The organism is Pseudarthrobacter sp. AG30, assembly GCF_003116525.1.
In the GTDB taxonomy this organism is placed as follows: domain Bacteria; phylum Actinomycetota; class Actinomycetes; order Actinomycetales; family Micrococcaceae; genus Arthrobacter.
In genome coordinates, this window is sequence record NZ_QEHL01000003.1 from 281,836 (window position 1) to 300,929 (window position 19,094).

The 19,094-nt window shown below is 63.8% G+C and carries 21 protein-coding genes; 12 read left to right on the forward strand and 9 right to left on the reverse strand.

Features of this window, described 5'->3' with window-relative positions:
* Nucleotides 1–1,728, forward strand: a complete 1,728-nt coding sequence (ctaD, locus tag DC347_RS04510) for a cytochrome c oxidase subunit I (RefSeq protein ID WP_109044575.1) — start codon at nt 1–3, stop codon at nt 1,726–1,728.
* On the forward strand, nt 1,725–2,126 hold the full coding sequence (locus DC347_RS04515; RefSeq protein WP_109044576.1) for a cytochrome c oxidase subunit 4: 402 nt from the start codon (nt 1,725–1,727) through the stop codon (nt 2,124–2,126). The genes ctaD and DC347_RS04515 overlap by 4 nt, the downstream gene beginning before the upstream one ends.
* Before the next feature lie 76 nt (nt 2,127–2,202).
* On the opposite strand, the gene DC347_RS04520 is transcribed toward DC347_RS04515, so the two are convergent.
* Complete coding sequence (locus tag DC347_RS04520; RefSeq protein WP_109044577.1) at nt 2,203–2,496, reverse strand: HPr family phosphocarrier protein; 294 nt, start codon at nt 2,494–2,496, stop codon at nt 2,203–2,205.
* A 159-nt stretch (nt 2,497–2,655) separates the two neighbouring features.
* Here DC347_RS04520 and DC347_RS04525 point away from each other — a divergent pair, with 159 nt between their 5' ends.
* Complete coding sequence (locus DC347_RS04525) at nt 2,656–3,426, forward strand: GntR family transcriptional regulator (protein WP_109044578.1); 771 nt, start codon at nt 2,656–2,658, stop codon at nt 3,424–3,426.
* Nucleotides 3,427–3,562: 136 nt separating this feature from the next.
* Here the strand turns inward: DC347_RS04525 and DC347_RS04530 are convergent, their stop codons facing one another.
* The 4 genes from DC347_RS04530 to DC347_RS04545 all read right to left on the reverse strand — a co-directional run bounded on the left by DC347_RS04530 (nt 3,563) and on the right by DC347_RS04545 (nt 7,928).
* The gene (locus tag DC347_RS04530) at nt 3,563–5,233 is read right to left on the reverse strand and encodes a ubiquinol-cytochrome c reductase cytochrome b subunit (protein ID WP_109044579.1); all 1,671 of its coding nucleotides are present in this window, start codon (nt 5,231–5,233) and stop codon (nt 3,563–3,565) included.
* Nucleotides 5,211–6,281 carry a ubiquinol-cytochrome c reductase iron-sulfur subunit gene (locus DC347_RS04535; RefSeq protein ID WP_109044580.1) on the reverse strand — a complete coding sequence of 357 codons (1,071 nt, stop codon included), beginning with the start codon at nt 6,279–6,281 and terminating at the stop codon, nt 5,211–5,213. Before DC347_RS04535 ends, DC347_RS04530 begins: the two co-directional genes overlap by 23 nt.
* 100 nt (nt 6,282–6,381) lie before the next feature.
* On the reverse strand, nt 6,382–7,167 hold the full coding sequence (locus tag DC347_RS04540) for a cytochrome c (protein ID WP_109044581.1): 786 nt from the start codon (nt 7,165–7,167) through the stop codon (nt 6,382–6,384).
* Nucleotides 7,168–7,253: 86 nt separating this feature from the next.
* On the reverse strand, nt 7,254–7,928 hold the full coding sequence (locus tag DC347_RS04545) for a heme-copper oxidase subunit III (protein ID WP_255414765.1): 675 nt from the start codon (nt 7,926–7,928) through the stop codon (nt 7,254–7,256).
* A 112-nt stretch (nt 7,929–8,040) separates the two neighbouring features.
* Here DC347_RS04545 and trpD point away from each other — a divergent pair, with 112 nt between their 5' ends.
* Nucleotides 8,041–9,096 (forward strand): anthranilate phosphoribosyltransferase, encoded by a 1,056-nt coding sequence (gene trpD / locus DC347_RS04550; protein WP_109044583.1) that lies wholly within the window; start codon nt 8,041–8,043, stop codon nt 9,094–9,096.
* A 6-nt stretch (nt 9,097–9,102) separates the two neighbouring features.
* On the opposite strand, the gene DC347_RS04555 is transcribed toward trpD, so the two are convergent.
* Complete coding sequence (locus tag DC347_RS04555) at nt 9,103–9,384, reverse strand: Lrp/AsnC family transcriptional regulator (RefSeq protein ID WP_018761366.1); 282 nt, start codon at nt 9,382–9,384, stop codon at nt 9,103–9,105.
* Between the two features lie 129 nt (nt 9,385–9,513).
* Entirely contained in the window at nt 9,514–9,915 is a 402-nt protein-coding gene (locus DC347_RS04560) for a DUF3054 domain-containing protein (RefSeq protein ID WP_051083435.1), read from the reverse strand.
* A 995-nt stretch (nt 9,916–10,910) separates the two neighbouring features.
* Here DC347_RS04560 and DC347_RS04565 point away from each other — a divergent pair.
* Genes DC347_RS04565 through DC347_RS04575 form a run of 3 tightly spaced genes read left to right on the forward strand, consistent with a single transcriptional unit; the run spans nt 10,911 to nt 13,969 of the window.
* A complete protein-coding gene (locus tag DC347_RS04565) occupies nt 10,911–12,110 on the forward strand; it encodes a type III polyketide synthase (RefSeq protein ID WP_109044584.1) in 1,200 nt (399 codons plus the stop codon).
* Between the two features lie 22 nt (nt 12,111–12,132).
* Nucleotides 12,133–12,819, forward strand: coding sequence for a class I SAM-dependent methyltransferase (locus tag DC347_RS04570; RefSeq protein ID WP_109044698.1), 687 nt, complete (start codon nt 12,133–12,135; stop codon nt 12,817–12,819).
* Nucleotides 12,812–13,969, forward strand: coding sequence for an NAD(P)/FAD-dependent oxidoreductase (locus DC347_RS04575; RefSeq protein ID WP_109044585.1), 1,158 nt, complete (start codon nt 12,812–12,814; stop codon nt 13,967–13,969). The genes DC347_RS04570 and DC347_RS04575 overlap by 8 nt, the downstream gene beginning before the upstream one ends.
* Nucleotides 13,970–13,992: 23 nt before the next feature.
* Here DC347_RS04575 and DC347_RS04580 read toward each other — a convergent pair whose 3' ends face one another.
* A complete protein-coding gene (locus tag DC347_RS04580; RefSeq protein ID WP_109044586.1) occupies nt 13,993–14,403 on the reverse strand; it encodes a nuclear transport factor 2 family protein in 411 nt (136 codons plus the stop codon).
* 53 nt (nt 14,404–14,456) lie between these two features.
* Between DC347_RS04580 and DC347_RS04585 the strand changes: the two genes are divergently transcribed.
* The 5 genes from DC347_RS04585 (at nt 14,457) to DC347_RS04605 (ending at nt 18,241) form a co-directional block, all read left to right on the forward strand.
* On the forward strand, nt 14,457–15,137 hold the full coding sequence (locus DC347_RS04585; protein WP_018761360.1) for a peptide deformylase: 681 nt from the start codon (nt 14,457–14,459) through the stop codon (nt 15,135–15,137).
* A 68-nt stretch (nt 15,138–15,205) separates the two neighbouring features.
* A complete protein-coding gene (locus DC347_RS04590; protein WP_109044699.1) occupies nt 15,206–16,087 on the forward strand; it encodes a putative RNA methyltransferase in 882 nt (293 codons plus the stop codon).
* A gap of 128 nt (nt 16,088–16,215) precedes the next feature.
* Nucleotides 16,216–16,689 (forward strand): NfeD family protein, encoded by a 474-nt coding sequence (locus tag DC347_RS04595; RefSeq protein ID WP_109044587.1) that lies wholly within the window; start codon nt 16,216–16,218, stop codon nt 16,687–16,689.
* A 22-nt stretch (nt 16,690–16,711) separates the two neighbouring features.
* Nucleotides 16,712–17,656 (forward strand): SPFH domain-containing protein, encoded by a 945-nt coding sequence (locus tag DC347_RS04600; RefSeq protein WP_109044588.1) that lies wholly within the window; start codon nt 16,712–16,714, stop codon nt 17,654–17,656.
* 237 nt (nt 17,657–17,893) lie between these two features.
* A complete protein-coding gene (locus DC347_RS04605; RefSeq protein WP_018761356.1) occupies nt 17,894–18,241 on the forward strand; it encodes an RNA polymerase-binding protein RbpA in 348 nt (115 codons plus the stop codon).
* Nucleotides 18,242–18,314: 73 nt separating this feature from the next.
* On the opposite strand, the gene DC347_RS04610 is transcribed toward DC347_RS04605, so the two are convergent.
* Nucleotides 18,315–19,058, reverse strand: a complete 744-nt coding sequence (locus tag DC347_RS04610) for a polyprenol monophosphomannose synthase (RefSeq protein ID WP_018761355.1) — start codon at nt 19,056–19,058, stop codon at nt 18,315–18,317.
* Nucleotides 19,059–19,094 lie beyond the last annotated feature (36 nt).

A 19,094-nucleotide genomic window follows, 5' to 3' on the forward strand; every position in this document is an offset into this window, starting at 1 on the left:
GTGGCTACGTACACTCAATCCGCACCAGCGGGGGTCCTGACAGCTCCCGTGGTTCCGAAATCCAAAGGACGCATCGTCGTCAACTGGATCACGTCCACCGACCACAAGACCATCGGGTACATGTACCTGATCGCGAGCTTCGTGTTCTTCTGCCTGGGCGGTGTCATGGCGCTGCTGATCCGCGCCGAGCTGTTCGAGCCCGGCATGCAGATCCTGCAGACCAAGGAACAGTACAACCAGCTGTTCACCATGCACGGCACCATCATGCTGTTGATGTTCGCCACCCCGCTGTTCGCGGGGTTCGCCAACGTGATCATGCCGTTGCAGATCGGCGCCCCGGACGTGGCGTTCCCGCGCCTGAACGCGCTGGCCTTCTGGTTCTTCCTGTTTGGCTCCACCATCGCGGTGTCCGGGTTCATCACCCCGCAGGGCGCTGCCTCGTTTGGCTGGTTCGCTTATGCGCCACTGTCCAACACCACCTTCAGCCCCGGCATTGGCGGTGACCTGTGGGTCTTTGGCCTGGCGCTGTCCGGTTTCGGAACCATCCTGGGTGCTGTCAACTTCATCACCACCATCATCTGCATGCGTGCGCCCGGCATGACCATGTGGCGGATGCCCATCTTCACCTGGAACACCCTGATCACGGCGATCCTGGTCCTCATGGCGTTCCCGCCGCTGGCCGCCGCCCTGTTTGCCTTGGGCGCGGACCGGAAGTTCGGTGCCCACATCTTCGATCCGGAAAACGGCGGCGCCATCCTCTGGCAGCACCTGTTCTGGTTCTTCGGCCACCCTGAGGTGTACATCATCGCGCTGCCGTTCTTCGGCATCGTGTCGGAGATCTTCCCCGTGTTCAGCCGCAAGCCGATCTTCGGCTACAAGGGCCTGGTCTACGCCACGATTGCCATTGCAGCACTCTCTGTGACGGTGTGGGCCCACCACATGTACGTCACGGGCGCCGTCCTGCTGCCGTTCTTCTCATTCATGACCATGCTCATCGCGGTGCCCACGGGCGTGAAGTTCTTCAACTGGATCGGCACTATGTGGGGCGGGTCGCTGACCTTCGAGACTCCCATGCTGTGGAGCATCGGCTTCATGATCACGTTCCTCTTCGGCGGTCTCACCGGGATCATCCTGGCTTCCCCGCCACTGGACTTCCAGGTCTCGGACACCTACTTTGTGGTGGCGCACTTCCACTACGTGGTGTTCGGCACCGTGGTGTTCGCCATGTTCGCAGGGTTCTACTTCTGGTGGCCCAAGTGGACCGGCAAGATGCTCAATGAGCGCCTGGGCAAGATCCATTTCTGGATGCTCTTCCTGGGTTTCCACGGCACCTTCCTGATCCAGCACTGGTTGGGAGTATCCGGGATGCCGCGGCGCTACGCCGACTACCTGGTGGAGGACAACTTCACCTGGATGAACCAGTTCTCCACCATCTCGTCCTTCGTCCTTGGCGCATCCTTGATTCCGTTCTTCTGGAACGTCTACATCACCTGGCGGAATGCTGAAAAGGTCCAGGTTGATGACCCGTGGGGCTTCGGTGCTTCGTTGGAATGGGCCACGTCATGCCCGCCGCCGCGCCACAACTTCACCTCGCTCCCCCGGATTCGCTCCGAGCGCCCCGCGCTGGACCTGCACCACCCGGAACTCCGCCAGGTTCATACCGTCGATTCGCCGGCACCCGCAGCAGCGACCCTCGGAAACGCTGACCAGAAGGACACCGCACAGTGAAAATCGAATCTTGGATCTTTGGCTCTGGAGTCTTCTTCTTCGTCCCCGTCGCTCTGGTCTACGGCTTCCTGACCAACTGGGGTGAGTGGGTAGGAACCTTGGGCATCCTGCTTGTCGGTGGACTTGCCGGCATGATCGGGGCATACCTTGGTTTCACTGGAAAGCGTGTGGGCCTTCGTCCCGAGGACCGCAGCGACGCTGAAATCCACGAAGGTGCCGGCGAACAGGGGCACTTCAGCCCCTGGAGCTGGTGGCCCCTGGTCCTGGGCATCGCGTGCGCCACGGGCTTCCTGGGCCTGGCAGTAGGCATCTGGATCACGTTCATCGCAGGCGGCATCGCCGTTGTGGCCCTTGTTGGCTGGGTGTACGAGTACAGCCGCGGCGACCACGCTCATTGAGCAAGCAAACGAATAACGACGTCGGGCCCCACCAGTTTGGTGGGGCCCGACGTCGTTATCTGCGTTCCAGGGACCTCTACGCGGCCCCCTGCGACTCTAAAAACGCCCGAAGCTGCCGGAGGGCGTTCTCGGCCTTCTCGCGCCCCACGGCGTCTTCCAGTTCGTTCTCGCTGATTGACAGTTCCACTTCACAACCTTGGGGGAAGTCAGCGGTCATCACCTGAAGCAGGGAACGCGCGTCCACCCTGCCGGCACCGGCCTTGCTGATGCTGACCGGCAGCCCCGTGTCCGTGACGGCCCGAACGAATACCGCCGCAGAACGTGCATGCAGGCCCACGGGCGCTGCCACCACGGCCTTCATTGTTGGCAAAGGGACTCCTTTTTCGAACGACGGCCCCCTCCGTCAATTGGCAAGTTTCCAGACCAAATATAGCTTCCAGTCCGGCTGCTGCGCGAAAGACTGCCGCGGTCCGGGGCTGGTCTAGACCGTCCTAAAATTGAGGGGACACCCAACGGCAGGAGAACGATCATGGCAGCCGGCGCCGCCGCAATCACGGGGGAAATCGACCGCACCAGCGGAACGGCCATCTACGTGCAGCTTCGCGAGATCCTTCGTACGTACATCTCGCAGTCGTGCCCGCCAGGTTCGGCCCTGCCGTCGGAACGGGACCTGGCAGAGCGGTTTGGGTTGGCCCGGATGACAGTGCGGCAGGCCATCGATGCCTTGGTGGGGGAGGAGGTCATCGAGCGGGTGGTTGGCCTGGGGACATTCGTCCGCCGGCCGAAACTCGACCTGCAGGTCAAGCTCACGTCCTACAGCGAAGAAATGCAGCGGCGTGGCATGGTGCCTGCCGCCAAGGTCCTCAGCTTCGAACAGATTGGCGCCAGCGCCTTCCTTGCCCGCGAGTTGCAGCTTGATGAGGGCACCCCGCTGGTCCGCTTCCGCCGGCTGCTCCTTGCGGACGGGGAGCCCATGAGCGTGGACGAGAACTTCATCCCGGCGCATCGGGTCCCGGGCCTGCTCGACGGCGAGCCGCCCACGTCGCTCTACAACGTCCTCAGCGAGCAGTACGGGCTGGTTATGGAGTGGGGCGAGGACATGATCGAGGCGACTGCCGCATCACCCTCCACGGCGCGCCTGCTCAACGTGGAAGTCGGGGCCCCATTACTGAAGATCCAGCGGCATGCCTTTGTCGCCAGGGCGATGGTTGACTACTCGGTGTCCTACTACCGCGCTGACCGGTACAAGCTGTGGGTGCCACTGCAGCGGCCCGGAGCCCGGCGGGCCCGCAACCACTAACCAAACCGCCCTTGGCCAACCCCTCCACCAGCCGGCAGCCCGAAGGCCCCTTTCGTGGGCTGGGGCAGGCAACAGCCCAGGAAACGGGTAAGGCCCGATCCGTATGGATCGGGCCTTTCCCGTTTGGGCGGGAAACCTAGTGCGTCAGGCTCTTGCTTCCTTCTGCCGATTCAACAGCTTCGTGGCCGTGGCCGTGAGCGGCCTCAAGTTCAGCAGGCGTGGCCGGGGCGACGCGGTCCTCGAAGAACCAGCGGGAGAGGAGTGCGCGGCGCTTTTCCTTGCGGGTGACGACGCCGTGCTCGTTGGGTAAGGCCGGAAGGACCTGAGGTGACTCAAAGCCAACCAGCTTGTAGCGCTTGTACTCATCCAGCGGTGCGTGGACCTCAATGAATTCACCGTGGGGGAGCCGGACAATACGGCCCGTCTCCCGGCCGTGGAGGGCAATCTCACGGTCCTTGCGCTGCAGCGCAAGGGCGACCCGCTTGGTGACCACGAACGCGATAACCGGTCCGATGAAGAACAGTGCGCGCAGCCAGTAAGTGACGTCGTTCAGCGAAACACCGAAGTGTGTCGCGATGAGGTCGGAACCGGCAGCGGCCCACATAACGCAGTACCAGACGAAACCTGCCATGCCGATGGCGGTACGCGTCGGGGCGTTCCTTGGACGGTCCAGGACGTGGTGTTCCCGGTCGTCCTTGGTCACCCAGCGTTCAATCCACGGGTACATGAACATCACGGTGAACAGGATTCCGGCCGGTACCAGGGCCGGCAGCAGGACGTTGAACGTAAAGACGTATCCGAAGAAGACCTGCTCGACGCGCCAATTGCCCAGGGTACCCGGCATCAGTCGCAACGCGCCGTCCACAAAGCCGATGTACCAGTCAGGCTGGGTTCCGGCGGACACAGGGGAGGGGTCGTACGGACCGTAGTTCCAGATCGGGTTGATGGTAAAGAACGCTGCCATCAATGCGATCACGCCGAAGACGATGAAGAAGAATCCGCCGGCCTTTGCTGCGTAGACAGGACCCAGGGGGTAACCGACGACGTTGTTGTCGTTGCGTCCCGGGCCGGGGTACTGCGTGTGCTTGTGGACGACGACCATGAACAGGTGCAGGACGATCATGAGCAGGATCAGTGCCGGCACCAGCAGGATGTGCAGCATGTACAGGCGGCTGATGATGGCGGTGCCGGGGAATTCCCCACCGAACAGGAAGAACGAGATGTACGTTCCGATGACCGGGATCGACTTGATGACACCGTCGATGATGCGCAGGCCGTTGCCGGACAGGAGATCGTCGGGGAGTGAGTAGCCGGTGAAGCCTGCGGCCATCGCCAGGATCAGCAGGACACTGCCGACGACCCAGTTCATTTCACGGGGACGCCGGAACGCGCCGGTGAAGAAGACCCTCAGCATGTGGACTGCGATTGATGCCACGAACAGCAGAGCTGCCCAGTGGTGCACCTGGCGCATGAAAAGTCCGCCGCGGATGTCAAAGGAGATGTTCAGCGAGGAGCTGTACGCCACGGACATCTCCACGCCCTTCAGGGGGACGTAACCGCCGTCGTAACGGGTCTCCGCCATGGAAGGATCGAAGAAGAACGTCAGGAAGGTGCCTGACAGCAGCAGGATGACGAACGAGTACAGCGCCACTTCACCGAACATGAACGACCAGTGGTCCGGGAAGACCTTGCGGCCGAACTCGCGGAGGATCCCTGACCCGCCGACACGTGAGTCGACGAAGTCGGTGATCCGGCCTGTCTTGGTTTTGGCGACGAAAGCCGGCTCAGCTGTTGATGCTGCGCTCATGCGAATCACGCTCCCAGTAACTTGGTCCTACGGGTTCATGGAAGTCGCTGGTAGCGACGAGGTAGCCCTCGTCATCAACTGCGATGGGCAGCTGGGGGAGAGGACGGCTGGCGGGGCCGAAGATCACCTTGCACTCTTGGGTGAGGTCAAAGGTGGACTGGTGGCACGGGCACAGCAGGTGGTGCGTCTGCTGCTCATACAGAGCAACGGGGCAGCCAACGTGGGTGCAGATCTTCGAGTAGGCAACTATGCCGTTGTAACCCCACTCTTCGCGGCCCTTGGACGGGTTCAATGACGCGGGGTCCAGGCGCATGAGCAGCACAACGGACTTTGCCTTCTCGTTGAGCTTGCCTTCCTCGAGTTCGTTCAGGCCTTCCGGGATGACGTGGAAGGCCGAACCAATGGTGACGTCCGAGGCCTTGATGGGAGTTCCGTCAGGGTCACGGGTCAGGCGCTTGCGCTTTCCGTCCTGGGGAGCCCACATGGTGTGTGCCAGCTTGTCGTCCGGACGGGGTCCAAGGTCAGCAAAGATGGCGACGGCGGGAAGCGGGGCAAGCGCCACAGCACCGAGCAGGGTGTTGCGGATCAGCGGACGGCGCTTGATGCCGGTCTCTTCCACGATGTCGTCGACGATGCGGACCGCCGCTTGACGGTCCTCTTCGTAGCGGATCGCGTGGCGTTCTTCGGAGACTTCGTGATCGGGCATCAGGGCCTTGGCCCAGTGCACGATGCCGGTACCGATACCGAGCATGGCGAAGGCAGTGCCCAGGCCGAGCAGGGCGTTCTGGAGCCGGATGGTGGCGATGCTGGAGTCATCTCCCAGATCAATGGCGAAGTACGCCACCAGGAAGATCAGGGTTCCAACAACAGAAATGCCAAATAGTAAGGCGACCTGCCGTTCTGCCCGCTTTGCGGCCTTCGGGTCCGTGTCAGCCAGGCGCAAACGATGCGGGGGAATTCCAGGGTCCTGGAATTTCTCCACCTCATTCTGACCAGCCGTAGCTACGGTGCCCGAGTGGTTCGGACTGCCGTCACTATGGTTGCCCATGATTCGCCTCATCCTTCTCTCGTCCCGGCTTTCGCCGGATTAGTTTCCAATATTATGCTGCTGGCTGCGCAGCAGAAGTTCTTGTGCTTCGCCTGCGATGTCAGGATGTTCTGGAGGTCAGCCAGATAGTGAAGGCGATGATGACGCCCAGACCGGCCACCCAGACGAACAGCCCTTCAGCGACGGGACCAAGCGATCCCAGATTGGCGCCGCCCGGTGAACCGGTGGACTCGATCTGCTTCAGGAAGGTGATGATGTCCTTCTTGCCCTCAGGGGTGATGTTGGCATCGTTGAAGACGGGCATGTTCTGTGGGCCCGTGACCATGGCCTCGTAGATGTGCTTGCCGGAGACGCCGGCCAGGGCGGGAGCGAACTTACCACGGGTCAGTGCGCCACCGGCAGCGGCGGCGTTGTGACACATAGCGCAGTTGGTACGGAAGAGCTCGCCACCGGCCGCGGCGTTGCCGCCACCGCTTGTCAGGTCCGTCTCAGGGATCGCCGGGCCGGCTCCCAGGGAAGCCACGTAGGCTGCAAGCTGTTGGGTCTGTTCATCGTTGAACTGGGCCGGCTTCTTCATAGCCTGGGGACCGTTCATCTGCAGCGGCATTCGGCCAGTGCCCACTTGGAAGTCAACAGCAGCAGCACCGACGCCCACCAGAGAGGGGCCGGCGTTGGAGCCACTGGCACCCATGCCGTGGCAGGTGGCGCAGTTCGCGGCGAACAGCTTGCCGCCCTCTTCAACGTCGCTTGCGCTTGCGGTGGTGCTCGCCTTGGCCTCATTCATGGAGGTTGCCACGGCGTACAGCCCACCCGTTATGAGGAGCCCCATCAGAAGCAGCGCTATTGCTGCAAGAGGGTGTCGCCGCTTTTGTGAGAGTGCCTTCACGTGGTGCTTCCTTTATTCGATCCTGCGCCGGCTCCGGGAGCCGCTACCTGAAATTCTGCCTCTTGTAGAAAAAGAATCAAAGCTGGCTACTTGAGTACGTAGATGACCAAGAAGAGGCCGATCCATACGACGTCAACGAAGTGCCAGTAGTAAGAGGTGACGATCGCAGACGTTGCTTCGAAGTGTCCGAACTTCTTCGCCGCAAAGGACCGGCCCATGATGAGCAGGAAGGCGATCAGGCCGCCGATAACGTGGAGGCCGTGGAAGCCGGTGGTCATGTAGAAGGCAGAGCCGTAAGCGTTGGAGGAGAGCGAGACGTGCTCGGAGACCAGCATCGCGTATTCGGTGGTCTGGCCGGCAACGAAGAACGAACCCATGAGGAAGGTTAGCGTGAACCATTCATTCATTCCCCAACGGGCGAACTGAAGGGCACCTCCGGTACGCCGGGGCTGCAGCCGCTCTGCAGCGAATACGCCCATCTGGCAAGTAAAGGAACTGGCTACTAGGACGATCGTGTTGACGAGCGCAAAGGGGAAGTTGAGCTTGGCTGTCTCTTCCGCCCACATCTCACCACTCGTGGAGCGGAGCGTGAAGTACATGGCGAAAAGACCGGCGAAGAACATCAACTCGCTGGACAGCCACACAACGGTTCCGACGGAAACCATGTTGGGGCGGTTCAGCGTGGGGTGCGCCGGGGTACTGGGGGCATGGGTCGCAGATGTCACATAGACATTATGTCTGTAAAAGTCCGTGCTGCCCAACGCAAACCGCCTTTTCGGGGGACTTTTTCTACAAAGCCGCGAAATCGCCGGGAAAAGTTCCCACCGCCGTTCACATTGGTCAGTGCCTGCCATCGCTCGATAGCATCAGCACGTGACTTCACAGGCATCTGCAGCGTCCGGCAACACCTGGCCCCGGCTGATCTCAACGCTCATCAAGGGCACTGACCTCACTGCGGAGAACACCTCCTGGGCCATGGACACCATCATGTCCGGGGAAGCAACACCGGCCCAGATCGCCGGATTCCTCGTGGCACTCAGCGCCAAGGGGGAGACAGTGGCCGAGCTCTCCGGCCTGGTGGAAGCCATGCTGGCCCACGCCAAGCCGGTGGCAATCTCCGGGGAGAAGCTCGATATCGTCGGCACCGGTGGTGACCAACTTAACACTGTCAACATCTCGACGATGGCCGCCCTGGTAGCGGCGGGTGCCGGCGCCAAGGTCGTCAAGCACGGCAACCGGGCGGCGTCGTCGTCGTCCGGCTCTGCCGATGTGCTCGAGGCGCTCGGTGTCCGCCTTGACCTGCCTATCGACCGGGTGGCACGCAATGCGGAGGAAGCCGGCATCACGTTCTGCTTTGCCCAGGTCTTCCACCCCTCCTTCCGGCACACGGCCGTTCCCCGGCGCGAGCTGGCGATTCCCACCGCGTTCAACTTCCTGGGGCCTCTGACGAACCCCGCCAACGTACAGGCGTCGGCCGTCGGCGTTGCCAACGCAAGGATGGCGCCCCTCGTGGCCGGCGTCCTGGCGCGGCGGGGGAGCAGGGGATTGGTGTTCCGGGGGAACGACGGCCTCGACGAACTGACGACAACCGGTCCGTCGACCGTGTGGGAATTCCGCGACGGTGCCGTCAGCGAGCTCCGTTTCTCACCTGAAGACCTGGGCATCAGCCTGGCCACCGTGGAACAACTGCGCGGGGGAGACGCCACTGCAAATGCCGGTGTGGTCCGGGATGTGCTCTCCGGGAAGCCAGGTCCGGCCCGGGACGCGGTCCTGGTCAACGCGGCCGCCGGCCTGGTCGCCTTCGATCTCGACGCAAGTGGTCCGTTCCTGGCCCGTATGCAGGCGGCTTTCGTACGGGCGGCGGACTCAATCGATTCCGGTGCAGCCGCTGCGGTGCTGGACCGCTGGGTTTCGCTGTCCCGCGCCTAGGTCCGCCTACTGTTCGAAGCCAAGCGAGAATGCGGCGTCCAAGTCGTGCTGCGAGTAGGCGCGGAAGGCAATATGCGTGGTGGTGTGGACCACTGCTGGCACCTTGGAGAGCTTGTCAGCGATGACGTCTGCCAGGTCCTCGTGCCTTGGCACCCTCGCCACGGCGATAAGGTCCCATTCCCCGGTGACGGAGTACACCTCGCTGATGCCCTCAATGGCCGATATTTCCTCGGCCGTCTCCGGAATGCGTGCGGCGTCAGTCTTGATCAGAACAAATGCGGTGACCACGTTTGAACCCCTTCAATCAGTTCCGCCGCGGCTAAGCCCGGCAGCTGTTTCCCTGCTGCCAGCCTATTACACGGGCGGGCATCTTCCGGATGCCTTCCAGGCTGGGGATTTCCCCGTTGAGCTGAGGCTTCACCTGCGACGCAGGCGTACCACGCCGGCAAGCAGCAGCCGGTAGCCCACCAGGAAAACTGCCAAGGCCAATGTGGCCACGATGATGAAGGGGAGGACCACGGTCTGGGCGGTGAGCGCCCGGAGGACCATTCCACCGACCAGGCTGCCAACCCATACGGGAACTCCTGCACGGAGTGCTGACAGTGGATTCCTCCATGCCCGTGCTGCCATCCAGCCGGCGGCTGCGCCGGCAAGGAATGGCCACGCTGTGAGCAAGACACCCAGGACCGGTTCTTCCCGGTGGTGGGCATCGCGTCCAATTGCCGCAAATGCCAGGATGAGGATGAGGTCAGCCGCGGCGGCAAGGATAACGGTTCGCGCCACAACTGATGGTGCAGGCTTCGTCTTGAGGGAATCCATGGCTTTCACTCTAGCTGTCCGGGGCAGCATGAGCAGCTGCCGGGCTGGTAGGCAGGGCCAGGGGAGTGGGGTGGTCAGGGTGCCTCCGGAAGGGGGTCGCCGGCAGGCGCTCGGCGCACCTTGCGGACAAGCCAGCTCGCCTCCCAGCTGAGCTGGTACCCGGCGTCACCATCCCACTCAACGAGGACGTCTGTGACTGTATGTGCGATGGCGATGGCCCGCAGTGACCGGACCTTAACCGGGGCCGGCCGCAGTAGCAGGATCGGACGTCCCGGAGCCCGCTTCAGGGCTTCCCCCCGCAAATGGCTATGACACGCCTGCCCGTTCGCGGGGCAGGCTGGGCAATGTTGAAGGCAGGCAAATTCTCGCATCGGGCGTCCTGGGAGACGTGGGGGTGTGGGGCGCCGGCGCCAGCTTCATGAAAAGGACGGCATCCGAGGAACCGCTCCACCGTGTGGCCCGCAGCAGGCCTTTCGGCTTGCCGCCATGTGCAACAGGATAGGACCGCAAAGAGCCGCCGCACACCAGTCGCAGCTACCTATTTGCTGCAATGGCGGGTGTTGTCTCTTCGAAGCAGTTATGGGGGCATGCAGTAATGTCGGCAGGGATCGACGTCACTCCCTGCATCCGGAGAGATAGTGAACAAACCGTTATGGATCTGCACGCTGGTCGGGGCCGCTATGGGATTCAGCCTGGGCCTGGCTCTGTTTCAGAGCCCTTTCTGGGGTTGCGCCGTGGGGCTCGCGCTCGGAGGCGTGGTTGGGGCCTCCATACGCCGGCGCCACTGAGCGTCCGCCAAAATCGGGAGCCGGGAGAGGGCTGCGAAGCGCTCCAGTCCAGGCTCTCCGAAAACGTTACTTTACATAATGTAGATTATCGGCGCTTTGGGAATCTCCGGGAGCGGGGCGGATCCCCAAGGCCCAATCCCGCGAATCGGCTGGTCAATCGGCACGGGGCCCATTGTCTTTGGTGCGGCGCGCGTCAAGAATGAACCAATGACGGCCTACGTGTGTTCCCTGGAAACTGCAGTCCCGACGACCAAGCTGATCCAGTCCGAAGCCCGCGATGTCTTCGCTGCGCAGCCGGGATTGTCGCGTCTGGGATCCCGGCTGGTGAACACCTGCTTTGACGGTGCAGCCATCGAGACACGGTTTACCGCCGTAGAGGAAATGACGAACGCATCCCGCTCGGACAACCCGCAGTTCTACGACCAGGAATCCGGACTCCTGCTGAATCCCAGCACCAAGGTCCGCAACGATATCTTTGCCCGGGAAGCCACGAAGCTTTTCATTGAGGCAGCCCGCGCTGCCCTGGCGGCCGTCCCGGATCTTGGTTTACTTGACATAACTCACCTCATCACTGTTTCATGCACTGGATTCTTCAACCCCGGCCCGGACTATAAGGTGGTCCGGGAGCTGGGGCTGAACCCGGCCGTCCAGCGGTACCACTTGGGCTTCATGGGCTGCTACGCGGCATTTCCCGCATTGCGCGCCGCAAAGTTGTTCTGCGAGGCCGATCCCAAGGCCGTCGTCCTGGTTGTCTGCGCGGAACTGTGTTCCCTGCACGTGCGCACGTCCAACGATCCCGATGCCATCATGGGTTCAGCGCTGTTCGCCGACGGAGCCGCTGCCGCCGTCGTCACGGCCCGGCCCGGAGCCCACGACACCGCTTTGCTCGCCCTGGACCACTTCGAAACGGTCCTCACCCCTGTCGGCGAAGACTCGATGGCCTGGAACATCGGCAACAACGGGTTCGAAATGGTGCTCGGCAACTACGTGCCCCACATCATCGACGAACACATTGTGGGCGCCCTGGAGCCCCTGCTGGCACGGGAACCGGAACTGGCGGCACTCCCCTACACCTCAATCCCCCACTGGGCCATCCATCCGGGCGGCCGCAGCATCCTGGACAAGGTCGAGTCCCGGCTTGACCTCACGGAGGAGCAGCTGGTGCCCGCCCGCGAAATCCTTCGCAACTACGGGAATATGAGCAGCGCCACGGTGCTTTTCGTCCTCAAGCACATCCTGGAACAACCACTCCGGGACGGAACCGGCGGGGGTGAACGCATTTGTTCCATGGCCTTCGGCCCGGGACTCACCGTGGAAACAGGCCTGTTTACCAAGCTCCGTCAGGCCGTTGCAAGACACGGAAAAACGTCCGATGCGGCCACCGCCGAGGCAGCCACAGTCGGCTGACCGGGTCCGGGCGATGGATTTCATGCTGGCCCGCCGCGCTGCTGCTGCCGTCGAGCAGATGGACCGCGCCGACTGTGATGCCCGGCTTTTGGACAACACCTACCGCCAGTTCGGCGTCATCAACAGAGTCTTGTCCGGGTGGCGGGGACTGTACGCGAGGGAGCTTCGGCCCATCGTTCCGCCACAGCCGCGCCCGCTGACCATCCTGGATGTCGGATGCGGCGGCGGCGACCTCGCCGTCATGCTCTCCCGCTGGGCCGCCCGGGACGGGAAAGAGATGCACATCACGGGAATCGACCCGGATCCCCGAGCCGCCCGCTTTGCCCGGCAGCGTGCTGCTGCCTCCGGTGTGGACTTCCGGCAGGCCCACAGCAGCGACCTCGTCCGCGAGAAGGCCCGGTTCGACGTCGTCATTTCCAACCATGTCCTGCACCATCTGTCTCCCGAAGAGTTCCGGCACCTGCTGGCAGATTCGGAAATCCTCGCGGAAAGGACATCGCTGCATAACGACCTCATCCGCAGCCCGGCAGCCTTCGCCCTCTTCAGCGTTGCCGCGCTGCCGTTCCGGCGCTCCTTCATCCGCGAGGACGGCCTGACTTCCATCCGGCGCAGCTATAAACCCGCTGAATTGTCCGCCGCCGCTCCCCCGGGCTGGTTCGTGGAACGGTCGTCTGCATTCCACCACGTCCTGACGTGGCGACATGGCTGAGCTGGCTGCCGATGTTGTCATCGCCGGCGGCGGCCCTGTTGGGCTGTTCCTTGCCGGGCTCCTGCTCCAGGAGGGCGTCACCGTCAAGGTGCTGGAACAGCATACGTCACGGAACCAGCACACCCGGGCCATCGGTATCCACCCGCCGGCGCTGCAGGCACTTAGCCGGATCGGCGTGGTACCAGCCTTGGTTCGGGAGGGTGTCCGGATCCGTGAAGGCGTCGCCCTGAGCAGGGGAAGGACAGTCGGCACCATGGCTTTCGGCACTGTGTCCGCCAATTTTCCCTTTGTCCTTGCGCTGCCCCAGTTCAGGACGGAGCAAATCCTGGCGGACCGCGTGCTGGCCTTGGACCCGAACGCCCTGGTCAGGGGCGCAACCGTTACGGGGTTCACTGACGACGGCGCCGGGGTCACCGTCGCGTTCGAGTCCCCGGATCATCCATCGCTCGCGCCGGCCCGGGCCACGGCCGCACTGCTGGTGGCCGCGGACGGTGCCCGCTCCCGGCTCCGGGGCGCCCTGGGCGTGGCTGCCGCCCGCAGGACGTATCAGGACCATTACCTCATGGGGGATTTCGACGACGACAGCGGACTGGGTGAAAAGGCTGCCCTCTTCCTCGAGCAGCAGGGCATCGTGGAATCGTTCCCGCTCCCGGGCGGAATCCGCCGCTGGGTGGTGCGGCTCGACTGCCCGGCCGGTTCCGCAACGGCCACCGACCTGGCCGGCCTGGTGGGCCGGCGAACCGGAATCGTTCCCGACCCGGCCACCACTTCCATGCTGAGCGCCTTCAGCGTCAGTTCGGCCATCGCCGGCCGTACTGTGGCCGGACGGGTAATCCTGCTGGGCGACGCGGCCCATGAAATCAGCCCCATCGGCGGCCAGGGCATGAACCTGGGCTGGCTTGATGCCGAAGCACTCGCCCCGCTGGTTCTCGAGGCGCTCCCCGGCGGCCCTGCGGACAGCCACTTCAGTGACTTCGAAAGGGCCCGGCGAAGGGCAGCGGTCCGTGCGCGCCGCCAGGCCGAAATCAACATGGCGCTCGGCCGGCCCCTGCCGGCTCCGTTGCTTCGAATCCGTACGGCGGCACTCGGTACTGCCGCCTCCATTCCGGCAGTCAACCGGTGGGCAGCCATGCGGTTCACCATGCAATGAACCAGTGGTGGGCCGGGGCGTGCCTAGCGGAAATAGCAGTCGTAGCTGTCCTGGCTCACAATAAAGCCGTCTTTCACCTCAAAGACGGAGGACGTCCTGGCCCGGATGGTCTCGCCGCGATCCCAGTACCGCAGATCCATCAGCAGGGTGGCCGACCAATCGGCTTCCACGGCCACGCGGCCGCCCTCGCATGTCGTCCGACGGACCACGAACTCCTGGTCCTCCACTACCTGGCGGCTCTGGTCAGCACCGGAAAGCACGCCCTCCAGCGTCCGGGTGGATCCCTCCGGTGCCAGCAGGTGCGGCGCTTCCGTGAGGACAAATCCGTCCGAGAGGAACGGGCGGATTTCAGCGGCGCCACCCCCCGCTTCAAGGACACGGATAAACTCCAGGACACGCGCCAGCGGCGAGCCGTGCGCCAACTCATCAACCATGCAATCGACCCTAGCCGAGGTTTCCGCAGGCCGTCCCCCAGTAGGCTGTCATCATGATCCAGAGTGCTCCCCCGACGACTGCCGGACCCGACGAAATCCGCGAGGCCGTGGAGCGGATCCTGTCGACCGGTTCCCTGCCGCCGATCGTCCAGGCCGGCCACCCCGCATTGCGCCAGCAGGCCGCAGAGTTCCACGGCCAACTTTCGGCGGAGCAGCTTGGCCGCCTCATCGAGGTCATGCGCCAGGTCATGCACGAAGCCCCCGGTGTCGGCCTGGCCGCGCCCCAGCTTGGCATCCCGTTGCAACTCGCGGTCCTGGAAGACCTGTACGACGTCGACCCCGGCGCCGCAGCGCTGCGGCACCGGAGCCCGCTGGAATTCCTGGCAATCCTCAACCCCCGCTACACCCCGCAAGGGTCCGGGCAGGCAGCGTTCTACGAGGGATGCCTTTCCCTCAACGGGCTGCAGGCCGTGGTGTCGCGGCCGGACACCGTGCTGCTGGACTACCTGACGCCCGACGGCGCGGCGGAGCAGCGCGTTTTTTCCGGCTGGCAGGCCCGCATCGTCCAGCACGAGACGGACCACCTCAACGGCATCCTCTATATCGACCGTGCCCAGCTCCGTTCCCTCAGCAGCAATGCGGAATATGCGGCCCACTGGGCGGAACCCGGCATCGGCAGGGCAAGCACCGGGTTGGGGTTCGACGCCGGCCCCGCGGGAATATCCCTCGGCTGACCTCGGGCGGGCCACCCTCTGCCCAGTAACGGGCAGCAGGACGGGCAGGCCACCATAAACTGGTGTCCATGCCATCCGCGGACCTCCCCCTCCTGTGCCCCGTCTGCTCGAATCCGTTGGTACTCCTCGGACCCGGCGCCGGGACGCAACCCCGGCTGGCTTGCGCTGCCGGTCACCACTTTGATGCCGCCCGGCAAGGCTACTTCAACCTGCTGGTTGGCAAGGGAACGTCGTTTGAGGCGGACAGCGCCGCCATGGTGCAGTCCCGCGTCAATTTCCTGGGGAACGGCCATTACCTGCCGCTGGCACGCGCCGTAGCTTCCGCCGTCGTCCCTTATCTCTCGGAAACAGGTGCCGCGGTGCTGGATTCCGGAACCGGAACCGGCCATTACCTCCGCGAGATCCTCGACGCCGCGGACGCTGGCGGGCGGCACGTGGCGGCCATCGGCCTGGATATATCCAAGTTTGCGCTGCGCCGCGCCGCGCGGCTCAACCCGGAAGCCATCAACATGGTCTGCGACATCTGGCAGCCCCTTCCGGTGGCCACCGGCTCGGTGGACGCTGTCACGGTGGTGTTTGCCCCGCGGAACCCGGCCGAATTCGCCCGGGTACTGCGCCCTGCCGGGGCGCTGGTGGTGGTGACTCCCCGGCCCGGCCACCTCGCGGAACTTGCCGCGGTCACCGGGATGCTCGGCATCGAAGAGGGGAAGGATGACCGCCTGGCGGAGGGCATGGCCGGCAATTTCGACCTGGACAGCTCCTCCGACGTCGACATAGCCCTCACGTTGACCCGCGCGGCCGCCGCGGACCTTGCCTTCATGGGACCGGCGGGACACCACCTGGATCCCGGGCACATCGCGGAAAGGCTGGAGAGCCGCCCCGAACCCGTGACGGCCGGCGCACGGTTCAGGCTGATGGTGTTCCGGCCCAGGAAACACGGCGCCGCGTAACGACTTGGCCACTATCCCCGGGCCGGCGCCTGCGCCCGGCGCGCTTGCCCGGTCCCCGGACTAGGATGAAAAGACAGTTGCAGGCGGGTCCGCAGACGCGGCTCCCCCGTGACGAAGGGGGAAACAGGATGTTCGAGTGGCTTGGGGAGAACTGGTGGGCGCTGTGGCTCACGGCGTTCCTGGGGTTTGCCGTGATCGAGATGATCACCCTTGACCTATTCTTCATCATGCTCGGTGGCGGCGCTCTTGCCGCCCTGGCAGCTGACTTTGCCGGCGCCGAACCGTGGCTCCAGGTGGTGGTCTTTTGCATCGTATCCCTGCTCATGGTCGCGTTCGTGCGGCCGGTGGCACTCTCGCACCTGAAAAAGGGCCCGTCCGAGCAGCGGACCAACGTTGACCGCCTCATCGGCGAACCCGCAATCGTCATGGAGGCCGTGACCTCGGACGGCGGTTTGGTGAAAATCGGCGGCGATATTTGGAGCGCACGCTCCGCCGCGGGAGTTCTTCCCGCAGGCCAGAAAGTGGTCGTCTCGGCCATTGACGGCGCAACAGCAGTGGTTTCGGTGCCGCCGGCGGCGGCCACCGGCCCTGAAACAGCCTGACATTTGGGGGATAAGGAGTTTTATGGAAAACGCAGGCGGAACCGCACTGGCCGTTGTGTTGGTGGTCCTGATCGTGTTCGTCATCATCGTTTTGGTCCGGTCGGTCCGGATCATCCCGCAGGCACGTGCCGGCGTCGTTGAACGCCTGGGCAAATACCAGCGGACGCTCAACCCGGGGCTGACCATCCTGATTCCTTTTGTGGACCGGCTCCTGCCGTTGCTGGACCTGCGCGAACAGGTGGTTTCCTTTCCACCGCAGCCGGTGATCACGGAAGACAACCTGGTGGTGTCCATCGACACGGTGGTCTATTTCCAGGTCACCGATCCACGAGCCGCCACCTATGAGATCGCCAACTACATCCAGGCGGTGGAGCAGCTCACCACGACAACGCTGCGCAATGTGGTGGGCGGGCTTAACCTCGAGGAGGCCCTGACTTCGCGTGACCAGATCAACGGGCAGCTCCGCGGCGTTCTTGATGAGGCGACGGGCCGCTGGGGCATCCGCGTGTCCCGGGTGGAGCTGAAGGCAATCGATCCGCCCCACTCCATCCAGGACTCGATGGAGAAGCAGATGCGTGCCGAACGCGACCGGCGCGCCGCCATTCTTACCGCCGAGGGGACCAAGCAGTCCGCCATCCTTACCGCTGAAGGACAGCGGCAGGCCGCCATCCTCAAGGCCGAGGGCGAGGCCAAAGCCGCCATCCTCCGGGCAGACGGCGAGTCGCAAGCCATCCAGAAGGTCTTCGATGCGATCCACAAGGGAAACCCGGACCAGAAGCTCCTGGCCTACCAGTACCTCCAGACGCTGCCGAAACTGGCCGAAGGCTCGGCAAACAAGCTGTGGATCATCCCCAGTGAAGTCGGTGAGGCCCTGAAGGGAATCGGAAGCGCCTTGGGAGGGAACGCACCTGAACAGGCGGCGAACGGACTGTTCGACGACGTACCGGCCCAGCGGACCGAGCCCTAACCACACCCGGAAACAGGGAGGGACCCGCGCCGCGGGCCCCTCCCTGTTTTGGTGCCGGCGGCAAAAGGCCCGTATAATTGTGTATTTGTCCGGCAGGATACCACCAGCTGGAACAACACAGCTTCGCAATGCGTTGAATCCAATGATGCAGCACAGTGCACACAAGAGTCCGGCGGCGCATCGTCACCACCGGCAGTCGCGGAGTTTTCATCCGCGAACCGACCAGAGGGAGAAATCATGAGCGATCGCAGCCTGCGGGGCATGCGCCTTGGTGCGCAGAGCATGGAGACCGAGTCCGGAGTTGAGCCGGCTCCGCGCCAGCGGGTCGAGTACCGTTGCGAGGATGGCGAGCAGGTCTTCGTCACGTTCTCCTCCGAGGCGGAAATTCCTCCGGTATGGGTCTCCAAGACCGGCAAGGAAGCGCTCCTGGTAGACGGCGAAAAGCCGGATACGAGCAACGACAAAGCAGTCCGCACCCACTGGGACATGCTGCTGGAACGCCGGTCCCTTCCTGAGCTGGAACAGATCCTTGAGGACCGCCTCACCATTCTGCGCGAACGCCGTGGAGAGCGCCGCTCCGCTTAGGCCACGCAAAAACGAGGGGGCGTCCCCGCACTTCCAGTGCGGGGACGCCCCCTTTCTTTAACCGTGGTAAGGGCTACGAGTTTGTGTTTTTCACTTTGCCGGCGAGCGTGTTCCAGCGAGCCGCGAGTCCCCACTTGGTGACGTTGATCATGGCTTCCACCACGATGTTGCCGCTCATCTTCGAGGCGCCCAGTTCGCGTTCGACGAAGGTGATGGGGCGTTCTTCGATACGGAGGCCGAGTTTGGCGACGCGCCAAGCGAGGTCCACCTGGAAGCCGTAGCCCACCGAATCCACCTGGTCCAGGTTGAGCTTTTCCAAAGTGCTTCGGCGGAAGGCGCGGTAGCCGCCGGTGACGTCCTTGATCCGGAGGCCGAGCATCAGCCGGGCGTACGTGCTGCCCACACGGGAGATTGCCTGCCGGTACAGCGGCCAGTTGACCACGCTGCCGCCGGGGACCCAGCGCGAGCCCATGGCCAGGTCTGCGCCCTGCTCAATGGCTTCAAGGAGTTGCGGGAGCTGTTCGGGCTGGTGCGAGCCGTCGGCATCCATTTCGACGAGGACGTCGTAGCCGGCTTCCAGTCCCCACTTGAAACCTGCGATGTAGGCCGCCCCAAGGCCTTCCTTGCCTTTGCGGTGCAGGACGTGGACCTGGGGATCCTCCGCGGCGAAGCCGTCGGCCAGGGTGCCGGTACCGTCGGGGCTGTTGTCATCGACCACCAGTACGTCCGACGCCGGAACAGCCGTCCGCAGGCGCTGGAGCGTCTTGGGCAGCGATTCCAGTTCGTTGTAGGTGGGAATGATCGTAAGGACGCGCACGAAGGGCCTTTCCTGGTGGAAGTGGTCGGAGCACCT